This is a genomic window from Actinomadura roseirufa, from assembly GCF_900659635.1.
Lineage (GTDB): Bacteria > Actinomycetota > Actinomycetes > Streptosporangiales > Streptosporangiaceae > Spirillospora > Spirillospora roseirufa.
The window spans coordinates 1-14,661 of sequence record NZ_CAACVB010000199.1 but is presented as its reverse complement, the minus strand read 5'-3'; the positions used below and the strand labels follow the sequence as shown (position 1 = coordinate 14,661).

The window sequence follows — 14,661 nt, the reverse complement described above, 5'->3', positions numbered from 1 at the left end:
CCGGTCCCGCCTGAGCCGCGCCCAGGCGGGCCGCGGCGGCGTGCGGTCGCGCGGTGCCGTCACCGCCCGCGCGCCCACGTCCGCCCGGCGGCGGGCCGTCACCAAAGATCGCATATGGTGGCCAAGCTAGCACCGAGGGTGACGGTGACGCGGGCGGACGGCGAAGATGGCCGGGCCCGGACGGGGCCGCGGAGCCCGGCCGGAGGGCCTCAGAGCACGCGCGTCCAGGCGTCCGGGTCGCCGGGGACGGCCGAGAAGTCGTAGCGGACGCCGCCGGCCGCCAGGGCGGTGAGGCTCACCGACGTGGTGCCCCACACGGCGCCGTCGCCGAGGTCGAGCAGCGGCAGCAGCGCCCGATGGTCGGCGCGGGCCAGGCCGGCGCCGTTCACCAGGGCCAGCCACCCGCCCCACGCCCGCTCGACGGGCTCCCCCGCGCCCGGCTCGGGTCGCTTCGCGGCGGCCAGCAGCGGCCGGAAGTGGGCGAGGCGGGCGGCCATGTAGGCGTCCTCGGTCTGCCCCTGGAGCTGCCCCTCCCCTTCCAGCCCGCTGTTGACGATGAGGTGCAGGCCGGGCCTGAGGGAGCGTTCCACCAGGTCGGCGCCGTCCCAGCTCCACAGCTGGACCCGGTCCGGGTCCGCCCGCACGAGGTGGAACGGGTCGAACGCCGGGAGGTCGAGGTCGCTGGGACCGCCCCCGGCCGCCGCCAGCAGCGGCAGTTCCCCCCGGGACCTGCGGCCCGCCTCCGGCGCCATCCGCCCCCGCCCGTTCAGGACCGTCGCGACGCGGGGGGCGTCCGGGTCCACGGCGAGCCAGGTCCCGCCGGCCCTCAGGTCACGGCCGCCCACGAGGCCCGGCCGGTCGGGCCAGTGCCGGGCGGGCGGCGCCCAGTCGCGCTCGACGAACTCGTCCCGCACGCCGACGAGCAGGACCGGGACCGGGGAGGAGGGGTCGATACTGATGATCGCCGTACACATGGCCCCAATTGGAGCACCTCGACCATTTCGCCCCACATCCGGGGCGTGCGCGGCCGGTCTCGCGGCCCTCCCCGGCGCCGCACGAGCGCCTCGCCCGCCCGGCGGCGGTGCGGCTGACGGGCGCGGCCCCACAGGTGCGGCTAGAGGGGCGGCCAGGGGATGGCGGGCCAGTCCTCCGGGGGGTAGGGGTGGATGCGGTGCTTGAGCATCAGCTGGACACGCCGGCGGGTCGCGTCGACCTCCTCGGCGGTGAGGAGCTCGGCGAGGCGGGCGCCCAGGCCATCGCGCAGGGCCGCCTCCACGCGGCCGAGCGCCTCCACCGCCTCCGGTGTGAGCGGCTTGCCGCGCCACTGCCACAGCACCGTGCGCAGCTTGTACTCGACGGAGAAGCACACGCCGTGGTCACAGCCGTAGACGTGGCCGTCACCGGGCGGGAGCAAATGCCCGATCTTGCGGTCGGCGTTGTTGACGACGGCGTCGAACACCGCCATGCGGCGGACGGGCTCCTCGTCCGAGCGCGACAGCGTCACCAGGTCGATGTCGGGGTCGGGCTCCACCCACAGCTGCACCATGCCGGGGCCGTACGGACCGTCCCGGTGGACGGTCGGGGGGACCAGCCCCCACCCCATCTCCTTGGACACCGCGTAGGCGGCGACCTCCCGCTCGGCGAGGGTGCCGTCGGGGAAGTCCCACAGCGGCCGCTCGCCCGCGACGGGCTTGTAGACGCACGCGGCGCTCGCCCCGTCGTGCTCGATCGAGCAGTACAGCGTGGCGTTGGACGCCTGGACGAGCCGGCCCTCCACCGTCAGCCGCCCCTCCAGCAGCAGCCGCTCGGCGGCGTCGACGTCACGCGGGGAGACCGAGGGGCCGAGGGGGCCGTCACCGGCCGGGGCCCGGTCCCGGGAGGACTGCGTCATGCGCCCATTCTCCCGGCACGCCCGGACATGATCCAGCGCGGTGCCCGATCCGGGCGGCGCCGCCGCCCCGCCGAGTCCGCCGGCACGTCCGCCACCGTGTCCGCCGCCGTGTCCGCCGCCGTGTCCGCCCCTGTGTCCGCGGCCATGTCAGCCGAGGTATCCGTTCTGGCGGGGGCACACGTGGCCCTCGGTGTCGAGCGGGAGCCCGCACAGCGGGCACGGCGGGCGGCCGGCGGCCACGACCTTCAGGGCGCGCTCGGCGAACGCGCGGGCCTGCGCGGCGCTGATCCGCACCCGCAGCACCGCGATGGCCGGGTCGTCCTCGCCGACCTCGGCGTCGTCCTCGCCCTCGGTGACCTCCTGCGCCTCGATCACCACCTGCTCGCCGTCGGGATCCCAGGCCAGCGCCATCGTGCCGACCTTGAACTCCTCCTCCACCGGCTGGTCGAGCGGGCTGTCGTCGCGCAGCTCCGCCGGCGTGACGGCGGGCACCGGCGCGTCGCCGCCGCTGCGGCGCAGCACCTCGTCCAGCAGTTCCTCCAGCCGCTCGGCCAGCAGCGTGACCTGGAACTTCTCCAGGCCGACGCTGGTCACGCGGCGGCCGGAGCGCGCCTGCAGATAGAAGGCGCGGTCGCCCGGCCGGCCGACGGCGCCGGCGACGAACCTGTCGGGCAGGTCGTAGGAGATGACGGGCATGGCAACGACCCTACGCGCCGCCGCCGACGACCGCGTCACTCGACCCCGAGCCGCTCTCACCGGGCGGCGGGGGCAGCAGGCCCCCCACGTCCCCGCCGACGTCGTTGAGCCGGACGACGAACGGCCGCAGCTCGGTGTAGCGGACGACGGTGAGCGAGGCGGGATCGGCCTGGACGCGCTGGAACTGGTCCAGGTGCAGGCCGAGGGCGTCGGCGACGACGGCCTTGATGATGTCGCCGTGGCTGCACACCAGGTAGGCGGCGTCGGCGCCGTGCTCGGCGGCGATCCGCTCGTTCCAGTCGCGGACCGCGGCGACCGCCCGGTGCTGCGCGGCGGCCATCGCCTCGCCGCCCTCCCCGGGGAAGCGGACGGCGCTCGGATGCGCCTGGACGGTCCGCCACAGCGGCTCCTCGGCCAGTTCCTTGAGGGGACGGCCCGTCCAGTCGCCGTAGCGGACCTCCCCGAACCGCTCGTCGGTCTCGACCTTCCCGGCGCGGCCGGAGCGGTCGCCGGCGACCGCCTCGGCGGTCTCGACGCAGCGCTCCAGCGGGCTGGCCACGACCGCCGCGAGCGGCACCGGGGCCAGCCGCCCGGCCAGCGCCGCCGCCTGCGCGCGGCCGCGCTCGTCCAGCCGCACCCCGGGCGTCCAGCCGGCGAGCACGGGTCCGGTCATCGCGGTCAGGCCATGCCTCACCAGGAGAAGGGTCGTCACACACGGCACTCTATGAGATCCCGGGCGGCCCAGTGATCTCCGGACCGATACCGCGGCGTGCCGCGGATGCGGGACAATGCGTGCGTGATCGTGGACAAGGCCATCTACGCGGGCGGCACCCGCCGCGACATCGAGGGCGACATCAGCGACGCCTTCGACCTCGCCCGCGCGGCCGGCGAGTGCTTCGTCTGGATCGGGCTGTTCGAGCCCGACGAGGAGGAGTTCGAGCTCGTCCGCGACGAGCTGCGGCTGCATCCGCTCGCCGCCGAGGACGCCGTGACGGCCCATCAGCGGCCCAAGATGGAACGCTACGACGACACGCTGTTCGTCGTCCTGAAGACGCTCGCCTACGTCGACGAGACCTCCGACATCGAGGTCGGCGAGATCATGCTCTTCCTGGGCACCGACTTCGTGGTGACCGTCCGGCACGGCGCCGGCAACCCGCTCGGGCCCGTCCGCAAGCGGCTGGAGGAGTCCCCGGAGCTGCTCAAGCACGGCGCCACGGCCGTCCTGTACGCGGTGTGCGACGAGGTGGTGGACCGCTACGGGCTCGTCGCGCACGAGGTCGAGGTCGACATCATCGGCCTGGAGCGCGCCGTGTTCGACCCGCGCGGCCGGGACGTCACCGCGGAGATCTACTCGCTCAAGCGGGAGGTGCTGGAGTTCCGCACCGCCGAGGACCCGCTGGTCCCCGTCCTGCAGGACATCGTGAAGGGCCGGGTCTCCGAATGCGACGGCACCCGGGAGTACTTCCGCGACGTCCTGGACCACCTCCTCCAGGTGGACGGGCAGGTCGACGCGCACAACGAGCTGCTCACCAGCGTGCTGACGGCGCACCTGGCGCTGCTCGGCAAACAGCAGAACGAGGACATGCGCAAGATCTCCGCCTGGGCTGCGATCATCGCCGTGCCCACCGCGATCGCGGGGATCTACGGCATGAACTTCGACCACATGCCCGAACTGCACTGGACGTTCGGGTACCCGCTGGTCATCTGCGTGATGGCCGTCGTGTGCACGGTGCTGTTCCGCAGGCTCCGCAAGGGCGGCTGGCTGTAGGGGGCCGGCCCTGGGGAGCCCGCGGGAGCGCCGGTCAGGTCGCCTCGAGCGCGCCAGCGGTGAGCAGTCCGATGAGGATCCCGCCGAGCGCCACCCGGTAGTAGACGAACACCATCATCGAGTGCCGGGTGAGGAACTTCAGCAGCCACGCGATGCACGCGTACCCGACCACGAACGACACCACGGTCGCGACGACCGTCGGCACGACCTGCAGGGAGCCGTCGAACGCCTTGCGCAGCTCGAACAGCCCCGACAGCACCACCGCCGGGATCGACAGCAGGAAGGAGTACCGCGCGGCGGCCTCGCGGGTGTAGCCGAGGAACAGCGAGCCCGTCATGGTGGAGCCCGACCGGGACGAGCCCGGGATCAGCGACAGGCACTGGAACCCGCCGATCAGCAGGCCGTCGCGCATGTTGAGGTCGGCGACCTCGCGCTTCTTGATGCCCGCCCACTCGGCGACCATCAGCAGCAGGCCCATGAGGATCAGCGAGGTCGAGTTGATCCACAGGTTGCGGGAGGGGCCCTCGATGAAGTCCTTGAAGGCCAGCCCGCACACCGAGATCGGGATGGTGCCGAGGCCGATGTACCAGCCCATCCGCGCGTCCTGGTGCGTGCGCAGCGCCGGCGTCCACAGGCTCTTGGTCCAGGTGGCGATGATGCGGATCAGGTCGCGCCGGAAGTAGATGATGACCGCGGCCATGGTGCCGAGCTGGATGACCGCCGTGAAGGGCGCGCCCGGGTCGCCCCAGCCCAGCAGCTTCGGGACGATGAGCAGGTGTCCCGAACTGGAGATCGGCAGGAACTCGGTGAGCCCCTGGACGATTCCCAGCACGGTCGCTTCCACGACGTTCACAGGCGGCGGATCCCCTCCCAGAGTGCGAGATGGGCCACGGCGCCCGATCCCCTAGGGAAGGGTAGCGGCACCCGTCGGGGCCCCGCCCGCCGCTTGGAGTTCCGGTCCGGGGAACGCCGCCCACCTGCGCGGATGATCCACTCCGGCGCCGCCGGGACCGTTCCCGGGCCGGACCGCGGCGCCCCTCCGCCCGCCCCCGGGGAGCCGTCACGGACCAGGCACCCCCGGTGACGGCGCGGTGGACCGGCCGCCGTGACCGCTACATTGACCGCCTATGAAGGAGCGTCACCTCGGGCGGAGCGGTTTGCTGGTGTCCCGGCTGGGTCTCGGCACCATGACCTGGGGTCAGGACACCGAGCCGGACGAGGCCGCGTCGCAGCTGGTCGCGTTCGTGGAGGCCGGGGGCACGCTGGTCGACACCGCCGACGTCTACACCGAGGGCGACAGCGAGCGGATCCTCGGGCATCTGCTGCGCGAGATGGTGGACCGTGACGACCTCGTCATCGCCACCAAGGCGGCGATCCGCCCCAACGGCCGCTACGACGGCTCCCGGCGGCACCTGCTGCGCGCCCTGGACGCCTCCCTGGACCGGCTGGACCTCGAATACGTCGACCTGTGGCAGCTGCACGTGTACGACCCGGCGACGCCGCTGGAGGAGACGCTGTCGGCGCTGGACGAGGCGGTCGCGTCCGGCCGGACCCGGTACGTCGGGGTGTCGAACTACGCGGGATGGCAGGTGGCCAAGGCCGCGGCGTGGCAGCGCGCCTGGCCCGGCCGCGCGCCCGTCGTGGCGGCGCAGCTGGAGTACTCGCTGCTGCGCCGCGACATCGAGCGGGAGGTCGTCCCGGCGGTGCTGGACGCGGGCGCGGGCCTGCTGCCCTGGTCGCCGCTCGGGCGCGGGGTGCTCACCGGCAAGTACCGGACCGGCATCCCCGCCGGGTCGCGCGCCGCGGCGTCGCACTTCGCCGACTTCGTCCAGCCCTATCTGGACGAGGAGTGCGCCCGCATCGTCGAGTCCGTCGTGACCGCGGCCGAGGGCCTCGGCGTGTCGCCGCTCAGCGTGGCGCTCACCTGGGTGCGGGACCGGCCGGGCGTCGCCGCGCCCATCGTCGGGGCGCGGACGGCGGCGCAGCTCGCCGCGATCCTGGAGAGCGAGGACCTGACCCTGCCGGGCGAGATCCGGTCCGCGCTCGACGACGTCTCCGACATGGCCGCCGCCCACCCGTGACCGCCTTTTGCGCCACCTCCGTGACCGCGCGGGCCGTCCATGGCACGCTCGGGACGGTCCACCGCCAGCCGTGACCAGCCGCGACGGGAAGCCCGTGACCGACCATCCCACCGACACCTCCGCGACCACCCCCGCAGGCGCCCCGCAGGAGGGCGCGGCGGACGGCCCCGAGAGCCGCGCCGCCCGCGCGGCGCGGACCCGGCCACGACGAGGTCGGCGCCGACGTCCCCGGCGACCTCGATCAGCCCGCGCCCGCTGCCCCGGTGGGCGTGCACGCGCAGGTCCACCGCGACCTCCGGCACCCGCAGCGCGGCGAGCCGGACGGCCGCGCGGGCGAGCGCCGCCTCGGACCGCTCCTCGAGGTAGGCGAGCCATTCGGCGTCCACCGATCCGGGACCCCGCGCGGGCCAGGCGGGCGGGTGGACGTGCGCCACGGTCAGCGCCGTCCCGGCGGTCCGCACGACCAGGGCGGCCAGTGCCAGCGCGTCGTCGCCGCGGGGGTCGGGCGAGTAGCCGGCGAGGACCCGGAGCCCGCCGTCGCCGCTCACGGCCGCCCCCCGCCCGCGGCGGGCGCGGCCCCGAGGCGCGAGTGGCGCCGCCCGTAGGCGAAGTAGGCGACCAGCCCGGCGAGCGTCCACAGGGAGAACACCAGCCAGGTCGCCCCGCCGAGGCCGACCATCAGGTACACGCAGAAGCCGACGCCGAGCAGCGGGGTGACCGGGTAGAACGGCGTCCGGAAGCTGCGCGGCAGCTCGGGGCGGGTCCGGCGCAGCACGATGACGCCGACGCTCACCAGCGCGAACGCGAACAGCGTCCCGATGCTGGTGGCGTCCACGAGCCGGCCGAGCGGCACGAGCGCCGCCAGCGCGGAGATGAACACGGCGACGATGACCGTGTTGGCGACCGGCACGGCCCGCCGCGGGCTCACCCGCTGGAAGACGGGCGGGATCAGCCCGTCCCGGGACATCGCGAACAGGATGCGGGTCTGCCCGTACATCACGGTCAGCACGACGCTGGCGATGGCGATGACGGCGCCGAGCGAGAGGATCATCGACGGCCAGGCCCGCCCGGTGGCCTCGTCCAGGACCTGCGCCAGGGACGCCTCCGAGCCGCTCAGCCCGAAGCGCCGCCAGGGCATCGCCCCCACCGCGGCCAGCCCGACCAGCACGTACACGACGGTCACGATCGCCAGCGACAGGATGATCGCCAGTGGCAGGTCCCGGCGCGGGTTCCGCGCCTCCTCGCCCGCGGTGGACGCGGCGTCGAAGCCGATGTAGGAGAAGAACACCTTGGAGCCGGCGGCGCTGATCCCGGCCCAGCCCATCGGCGCGAAGGGGGTGAGGTTCCCGGCCTCCAGCGCGGTGAAGGCGACGGCGCAGAAGAACGCCAGCACGCCGAGCTTGAGGAACACCATGATCGTGTTCGCGGTGGCGCTCTCGGACGTGCCGCGCAGCAGCAGGACCGTGGCGATCAGCACCACGGCCACGGCGGGCAGGTTGACGACCCCGCCGTTCTCGCCGGGCGAGTCGCTGATCGCGGCGGGCATGGCGAGGTCGAACGCCTTGTCGGAGAACTCGTTCAGATAGGAGCCCCAGCCGACCGCGACCGCCGACACCGAGACCGCGTACTCCAGCAGCAGGCACCAGCCGCACACCCAGGCCACCAGCTCCCCGAGGGTCGCGTAGGCGTAGGAGTAGGACGAGCCCGACACCGGGATCGTCCCGGCGAGCTCCGCGTACGACAGCGCGGAGAACAGCGCGGTGACCGCGGCGAGCACGAACGACAGGACCACCGCCGGGCCCGCCTTCGGCACCGCCTCGCCCAGCACCACGAAGATGCCGGTGCCGAGCGTGGCGCCGACGCTGAACAGCGTGAGCTGCAGCAGGCTCATCGTCCGCCGCAGCTCGCCGCCCTCGCCGTGCCCGCCCTCGGCGACGATCCGGTCGACCGGTTTGGTCCGGAACAGGCCGTGCAGCGCCGTCCCGGGCCCCGTCCCCGTGCCCGCGCTCACAGCGTGCTCGCCAGCGGCCAGGTCGCGTTCGGGGTGACGATGGTCCCCGCGGACCCGGCGAGGATCTGCACGCACTGGTCCAGCCGGCCGATCGCCGCCATGTCGCCGGTCCGCTCCACGAAGCCCGCGGCGGCCTCGACCTTGGGGCCCATCGACCCGGCGGGGAAGTCCTCGGCGCGCAGCTCGTACGGCGTGGTGTGGCCGATCCCCTCCTGGTGCCGCGTGCCGAAGCCGCGCATCACCTGCGGCACGTCGGTGAGGATGAGGAACGCGTCCGCCTCCAGGGTCTCGGCCAGCACGGACGCCGTGAGGTCCTTGTCGATCACGGCCTCGACGCCCTCCAGGCGCCCGACGTCGTTGCGGAATACCGGGATCCCTCCGCCGCCCGCGCAGACCACCACCGTCCCGGTCCGGACGAGCTGCCTGATCAGCCGGGTCTCGATCACCCGCTGCGGCTGCGGGGAGGGCACCACCCGCCGCCAGCCGTGGCCGTCCCGGCGGACCGTCCAGCCGTACCGGCGGGCGAGCCGGTCCGCCTCCTCGCGCTCGTAGACCTGGCCGACGAACTTGGTGGGGTTCCCGAAGGCCGGGTCCACCGCCGACACGAGCGTCTGGTTGATCAGCGCGACGACCTGCCGGCCGGGCAGCGCGTTCTGCAGCGCCTGCAGCATCCAGTAGCCGATCATGCCCTGGGTCTCGGCGCCGATGGTGTCCAGCGGGTAGGGCCGCGTCAGGTTCGGGTCGTTGACGCTCTCCAGCGCGAGCACCCCGACCTGCGGCCCGTTGCCGAAGGTGATGATCAGCTCGTGCCGCTCGGCGAGCGGCGCCAGCGAGCGCACGGCGGTCATCACGTTCGCCCGCTGCAGCTCGGCGTCCGGTGTGTCCCCCCGCTTGACCAGCGCGTTGCCCCCGAGCGCGACGAGTACCCGCATCCTGCCCTGCCCTCCCGCCCGGCCCCGCACGGCTCAGCCGAGCGTCGCGACCATGACCGCCTTGATGGTGTGCATCCGGTTCTCGGCCTCGTCGAAGACGATCGAGGCGGGGGACTCGAAGACCTCGTCGGTGACCTCGAGCGCGTCGAGCCCGGTCCGCTGGAAGATCTTTTCGCCCACGGTGGTCCCGCGGTCGTGGAACGCGGGAAGGCAGTGCATGAACCTGGCGCGCGGGTTCCCGGTCATCTCCATGACGGCGGCGTTGACCTGGTAGGGCCGCAGCAGCCTGATCCGCTCGTCCCAGACCCGCTCCGGCTCGCCCATCGACACCCACACGTCGGTGAGCACGAAGTCGGCGCCGCGGACTCCCTGGGCCACGTCCTCGACGATGGTGATCTCGGCGCCGGTCCGGGCCGCGACCTCCCGGGCGGGCTTGACGACCGCCTCCTCGTCGGGCCACAGCGCCGCCGGCGCGACGACGCGCACGTCCATGCCGAGCAGGGCACCGGCCGCGACGTAGGAGTTGCCCATGTTGCTGCGGGCGTCGCCGAGGTAGGCGTAGGCGAGCTCGTGCAGCGGCCGGTCGCCGTGCTCGCGCATGGTGAGCAGGTCGGCGAGCGTCTGCGTCGGGTGCCACTCGTCGGTCAGGCCGTTCCAGACCGGTACGCCGGAGTACTCGGCCAGCTCCTCCACGAGGCGCTGGCTCGACCCCCGGTACTCGATGGCGTCGAACATCCGGCCGAGCACCCGGGCGGTGTCCTTCATCGACTCCTTGTGGCCGATCTGGGAGCCGGAGGGGTCGAGATAGGTGACGTGCGCGCCCTGGTCGTGCGCGGCGACCTCGAACGCGCAGCGCGTCCGGGTGGACGCCTTCTCGAAGATCAGCGCGATGTTCCTGCCGGTGAGGCGCGGCCGTTCCGTCCCGCCGTACTTGGCCGCCTTCAGCTCGGCCGCGAGGTCGATCAGGAATCCGAACTCCTTGGGCGAGAAGTCCAGCTCCCTGAGGTAGCTGCGGCCGCGCAGGTTGTAGGCCATGGGTTCCCCTCCTCATCGCGGTACCGGTCGGCGGGGACCGGTCAGGCGTCCCGTTCCAGGGGGCAGCTCATGCAGCGCGGCCCGCCGCGCCCGCGGCCCAGTTCGCTGCCGCGGACCGGCAGCACCTCGACGCCGTTGCGGCTCAGGTGGTTGTTGCTCGTGGCGTTGCGCTCGTAGGCGATGACCACGCCCGGTTCGACGGCCAGGACGTTGGAGCCGTCGTCCCACTGCTCGCGCTCGGCGGCGAACACGTCCTGTGTGGGGGTGAGGACCTTCACCGCGTCCACGCCGGCGGCCGCCGCGATCGCCCGGTACATGTCCTCCGGCGGATGGTCGGTGATCTTCAGTTCCTTCTCGTTGTCGCCCGGCTCGACGGTGTGGGACGGGAGCGCGCCCAGGCCCGCGTAGGCGGTGAACACACCGTGGTCGACCATCGTCAGGACGGTGTCCAGATGCATGAACGCCCGCTTCTTCGGCATCCGCAGCGCCACGATCCGGGTGCAGCTCCCGCCGGCGAACAGCGACTGGGCGAGCATCTCGACGGCCTGCGGCTGGGTGCGCTCGCTCATCCCCACCAGGACCGCGCCGCCGCCGAGCACCAGGACGTCGCCCCCCTCGATCGTGGCGGGCGCCGTCTCCGTCCCGCGGTTCCACACGTGGAACCCGCCGTCCCCGGGCCGGTCGTAGCCGTCGGCGAACATCGGGTGCCAGCGGTAGATCGCCTCCATGTTGACGGTCTCCCGCGCACGCGCCTTCTTGCGCATCGCGTTGATCGAGACCCCGTCGTAGATCCAGCACGAGGTGTCGCGGGTGAACAGGTGGTTGGGCAGCGGCGGGAGGATGAAGTCGTCCAGGGCGAGCGAGTGGAAGGCGATCGAGGCCGGCTCGGTGATCCGCTCCAGCATCTCCCGCTTGGTGATGCCGCCGATCAGGAAGGCCGCCAGCTCCGGCACGTCCATCGCGTCGAAGCAGTTGCGGATCGCGTCGGTGGACAGCGGGCCGTAGAAGTGCGGGTCGATCGAGAAGTCCAGGATGTGCCCGCGGGCCTGGGGGATCTCGATCGTCTCCTGGAGCAGGTCCATCAGCAGGTGCACCTCGACGCCGCGCGAGCGCAGCACCGCCTGGAACTCCTCGTGCTCCTCCTGCGCCCGCCGCACCCACAGCACGTCGTCGAACAGCAGGTCCGCCGCGTTGGAAGGGGTGAGCCGCTTCAACGACAGCTCCGGCCGGTGCAGCAGGACCCGCCGCAGCCGGCCGGCCTCGGAATCCACGTGGAATGACACCGCGTCTCCCCGGACGGCACGAATCCCCAGGTCACCGGGGGTGATTTCGATCACTGGCAGGGCTACCCGGCGCCCTGCCCGCGAAACCAGCCGCGGGCCCGGGCGGGGCCCGCCCGGACCGCCCGCCGGCCGCCGCGCGGTCCCCGGGCCGAGCCGCGCGCGGGGCCGGCGGCGGCCGGACCTAAACTCATCTGCATGACACCCCCCGGAGACGGCGCGGTCGAGCTGGGCTCGCTCGTCAAGCGCTACGGCACGGCGACGGCCGTGGACGGCCTCTCGCTCAGCGCCGCCCGGGGCGCCGTCACGGCGCTGCTCGGCCCGAACGGCGCCGGCAAGACCACCACGATCGAGATCTGCGAGGGCTTCCGCCGCGCCGACGCCGGCACCGTGCGCGTCCTCGGCCTGGACCCGGTCGCCGACGCCCGCGCGCTCAAGCCGCGGGTCGGGGTGATGCCGCAGTCCGGCGGGGTGCCGGGCACGGCGCGCGCCGGCGAGTTCCTGCGGCTGGTCGCCTCCTTCCACTCCGCGCCGCTCGACCCGGGCGCCCTGCTCGCGCGGCTCGGCCTCACCGAGCACGCGCGCACGCCGTTCCGGCGGCTGTCGGGCGGGCAGCGGCAGCGGCTGTCGCTGGCGGTCGCCGTGGTCGGCCGGCCCGAGCTGGTCTTCCTCGACGAGCCGACCACCGGGCTGGACCCGCAGGCCAGGCACGCCACGTGGGAGCTGGTCGAGGGCCTGCGCGCCGCCGGGGTGTCGGTGGTGCTGACCACCCACAACATGGAGGAGGCCGAGCGCCTCGCCGACCGGGTGGTCATCGTCGACCACGGCGCGGTCGTGGCCGAGGGCGCCCCGGCCGAGTTGACCGGCGCGGAGCGGCAGCTGCGCTTCCGGGCCCGGCCCGGCCTCGGCCTGGAGGAGCTGCTGTCGGCGCTGCCCGCCGGGAGCGCCGCCAAGGAGTCCCCCGCCGGGCACTACCTGATCGAGGCCGACGTGCGGCCCGAGCTGCTGGCGACGGTCACCGCCTGGTGCGCCTCGCACGACGTCATGACCGAGGACCTGCGCATCGAGCGCCGCACGCTGGAGGACGTCTTCCTGGAGCTGACCGGACGGGAGCTGCGCTCATGACCGCCTCGCCCGCCCCGCTGGACCTCGCGCCCGCGCCGGGCGCCGTGCCGCTGCCGCGGATGGTGCTCGCGCAGACCCGCTACGAGCTGCGGACCCTGCTGCGCAACGGCGAGCAGCTCCTGCTCACGCTGATCATCCCCGTGGTCCTGCTCACCCTGTTCGGCACGACGTCGCTGCTGGACGTCGGCGGGGGCCGCCGGGTCGACTTCCTCGCGCCCGGGGTGCTCGCGCTGGCGGTGCTGTCCACGGCGTTCACCGGCCAGGCCATCGGCACCGGCTTCGAACGGCGGTACGGCGTGCTGAAGCGGCTCGGCGCCACGCCGCTGCCGCGCGGCGGCCTGATCGCCGCCAAGACCCTCACGGTGGTGGCGGTCGAGGCGCTGCAGGCCGCGGTGATCTGCGCGGTGGCGCTCGCGCTCGGCTGGCACCCGCACGGCGACCCGGTCTCGGCCCTGGCCCTGCTGGTGCTCGGCACCGCCGCGTTCAGCGGGTTCGGGCTGCTCATGGCCGGGACGCTGCGCGCCGAGGCGACGCTCGCCGCCGCCAACCTCGTCTACATCCTGCTGCTGGCCGTTGGCGGCGTCGTGTTCCCGCTCGACAAGTTCCCCGGCGCGGTCAGGAGCGCCTTGGAGCTGCTGCCCGTCGCGGCGCTCTCGGACGGGCTGCGGCAGGTCCTGCGGGACGGCGCGGCCTTCCCCGGCAAGCCCCTGCTCGTCCTCGCCGTCTGGACCGCCGCGGGCCTGGCGCTCGCGGCCCGTTTCTTCCGATGGGAGTGATCCGTGGCTCTCGCTGAGGCGCCCGGCTCGACGTTCGGCGGCGCGCCCCGGGAGACGGGGCGCGCGCGTGCGCTGTCGCTCGGCTCGGTGCCGCCGCCCGCGCTGGTCCTGCTCGGCATCGTCTCGGTGCAGGTCGGCGCCGGCGTGGCCAAGCACCTGTTCGACCGGATGCCGCCGACCGCCGTGGTGACGATGCGGCTGCTGACGTCCGCGATCGTGCTGGCGTTCGTGGCGCGCAAGGCGCTGCGGACGGTGCTGCGCGACCACTCGCGGTCGAACCTCGCCGTCGCCGCCGGTCTCGGGCTGGCGCTGGCGTCCATGAACTTCTCGTTCTACCAGGCGTTCTCGCGCATCCCGCTGGGCGTCACGGTGACGATCGAGTTCCTCGGGCCGCTGACGGTGGCCATCCTCGCCTCCCGGCGTCCGCGCGACCTGATCTGGGTCGTCCTGGCGGGCGCGGGCGTGGTCCTGCTGGCCAGGGGAGGCGGCGACGTCGACGTGCTCGGCATCGTCTTCGCGCTGCTCGCCGGTGTCGGCTGGGGCGCCTACATCCTGCTCACCGCCGCGACCGGCCGGCGGTTCTCCGGGTCCACCGGGCTGGCCCTGGCCAGCGTCGTCGGGTCCGCCGCGATCCTGCCGCTCGGCGTGGCGTCCGGCGGGGGGACGCTGCTCGACCCCGAGCTTCTGCTCATCGGCGTCAGCGTCGGGCTGCTGTCGTCGGTGATCCCCTACTCGCTGGAGCTGGAGGCGCTGCGCCGGATGCCCGCCAGCGTCTTCGGGATCCTGATGAGCCTGGAGCCCGCCGTGGCCGCGCTCGTCGGCGTCGCGATCCTCGGCGAGGTGCTCACCGGCCGCCAGTGGATCGCCGTCGGCTGCGTGATCGTGGCCTGCGCGGGCGCGACCCGCGGCCAGCGGAACCCGCCCGAGGCCCCGGAGGCCTGACGGCGGGGTCCGCCGGGCCCGCGGGTCTCATCCGATGGCCTCCTGGTAGCCGGTGGCCTGGAGCCTGAACAAGCGGGCGTAGGTCCCCTCAGCGGCCAGCAGCGTGTCGTGGGTGCCCCTCTCG

General features: G+C 73.8%; 14 protein-coding genes and 1 pseudogene. 5 read left to right on the top strand and 10 right to left on the bottom strand.

Annotation, left to right across the window (positions count from 1 at the left end; translation table 11 throughout):
• Nucleotides 1-209 precede the first annotated feature (209 nt).
• From E1291_RS30660 to E1291_RS30645, 4 genes are all read right to left on the bottom strand, one after another.
• Entirely contained in the window at nt 210-974 is a 765-nt protein-coding gene (locus E1291_RS30660) for an NRDE family protein (protein WP_131741565.1), read from the bottom strand.
• A 140-nt stretch (nt 975-1,114) separates the two neighbouring features.
• Nucleotides 1,115-1,891, bottom strand: a complete 777-nt coding sequence (locus E1291_RS30655; protein WP_131741564.1) for an SCO1664 family protein — start codon at nt 1,889-1,891, stop codon at nt 1,115-1,117.
• A gap of 147 nt (nt 1,892-2,038) precedes the next feature.
• Nucleotides 2,039-2,587: a DUF3090 domain-containing protein gene (locus E1291_RS30650; protein WP_131741563.1), complete on the bottom strand. Its 549-nt coding sequence runs from the start codon at nt 2,585-2,587 to the stop codon at nt 2,039-2,041.
• 10 nt (nt 2,588-2,597) lie between these two features.
• Nucleotides 2,598-3,299 carry an MSMEG_4193 family putative phosphomutase gene (locus E1291_RS30645; RefSeq protein ID WP_131741562.1) on the bottom strand — a complete coding sequence of 234 codons (702 nt, stop codon included), beginning with the start codon at nt 3,297-3,299 and terminating at the stop codon, nt 2,598-2,600.
• Nucleotides 3,300-3,383: 84 nt separating this feature from the next.
• On the opposite strand from E1291_RS30645, the gene corA reads away from it, so the two are divergent.
• On the top strand, nt 3,384-4,355 hold the full coding sequence (gene corA, locus E1291_RS30640; protein WP_131741561.1) for a magnesium/cobalt transporter CorA: 972 nt from the start codon (nt 3,384-3,386) through the stop codon (nt 4,353-4,355).
• Nucleotides 4,356-4,389: 34 nt separating this feature from the next.
• Here the strand turns inward: corA and E1291_RS30635 are convergent, their stop codons facing one another.
• Entirely contained in the window at nt 4,390-5,208 is an 819-nt protein-coding gene (locus tag E1291_RS30635; protein ID WP_131741560.1) for an undecaprenyl-diphosphate phosphatase, read from the bottom strand.
• A gap of 274 nt (nt 5,209-5,482) precedes the next feature.
• Between E1291_RS30635 and E1291_RS30630 the strand changes: the two genes are divergently transcribed.
• Nucleotides 5,483-6,436: an aldo/keto reductase gene (locus tag E1291_RS30630; RefSeq protein ID WP_131741559.1), complete on the top strand. Its 954-nt coding sequence runs from the start codon at nt 5,483-5,485 to the stop codon at nt 6,434-6,436.
• Nucleotides 6,437-6,627: 191 nt separating this feature from the next.
• Here the strand turns inward: E1291_RS30630 and E1291_RS30625 are convergent.
• The 5 genes and pseudogenes from E1291_RS30625 to E1291_RS30605 form a co-directional block, all read right to left on the bottom strand.
• A pseudogene (locus tag E1291_RS30625) lies at nt 6,628-6,984 on the bottom strand (universal stress protein); the annotation flags it as partial.
• Nucleotides 6,981-8,447, bottom strand: coding sequence for an amino acid permease (locus E1291_RS30620; RefSeq protein WP_207401023.1), 1,467 nt, complete (start codon nt 8,445-8,447; stop codon nt 6,981-6,983). The gene E1291_RS30620 and the pseudogene E1291_RS30625, both read right to left, overlap by 4 nt.
• A complete protein-coding gene (locus E1291_RS30615) occupies nt 8,444-9,379 on the bottom strand; it encodes a carbamate kinase (protein ID WP_131741558.1) in 936 nt (311 codons plus the stop codon). Before E1291_RS30615 ends, E1291_RS30620 begins: the two co-directional genes overlap by 4 nt.
• A 33-nt stretch (nt 9,380-9,412) precedes the next feature.
• Nucleotides 9,413-10,414 carry an ornithine carbamoyltransferase gene (gene argF, locus E1291_RS30610; RefSeq protein ID WP_131741557.1) on the bottom strand — a complete coding sequence of 334 codons (1,002 nt, stop codon included), beginning with the start codon at nt 10,412-10,414 and terminating at the stop codon, nt 9,413-9,415.
• A gap of 41 nt (nt 10,415-10,455) precedes the next feature.
• Complete coding sequence (locus E1291_RS30605) at nt 10,456-11,697, bottom strand: arginine deiminase (protein ID WP_131741556.1); 1,242 nt, start codon at nt 11,695-11,697, stop codon at nt 10,456-10,458.
• 195 nt (nt 11,698-11,892) lie between these two features.
• Here E1291_RS30605 and E1291_RS30600 point away from each other — a divergent pair, with 195 nt between their 5' ends.
• From E1291_RS30600 to E1291_RS30590, 3 genes are read left to right on the top strand one after another with little or no spacing between them, the layout of a single operon-like run.
• Entirely contained in the window at nt 11,893-12,819 is a 927-nt protein-coding gene (locus E1291_RS30600; RefSeq protein WP_131741555.1) for an ABC transporter ATP-binding protein, read from the top strand.
• Entirely contained in the window at nt 12,816-13,595 is a 780-nt protein-coding gene (locus E1291_RS30595; RefSeq protein WP_131741554.1) for an ABC transporter permease, read from the top strand. The genes E1291_RS30600 and E1291_RS30595 overlap by 4 nt, the downstream gene beginning before the upstream one ends.
• Nucleotides 13,596-13,598: 3 nt before the next feature.
• A complete protein-coding gene (locus E1291_RS30590) occupies nt 13,599-14,537 on the top strand; it encodes an EamA family transporter (RefSeq protein WP_131741553.1) in 939 nt (312 codons plus the stop codon).
• Nucleotides 14,538-14,661 lie beyond the last annotated feature (124 nt).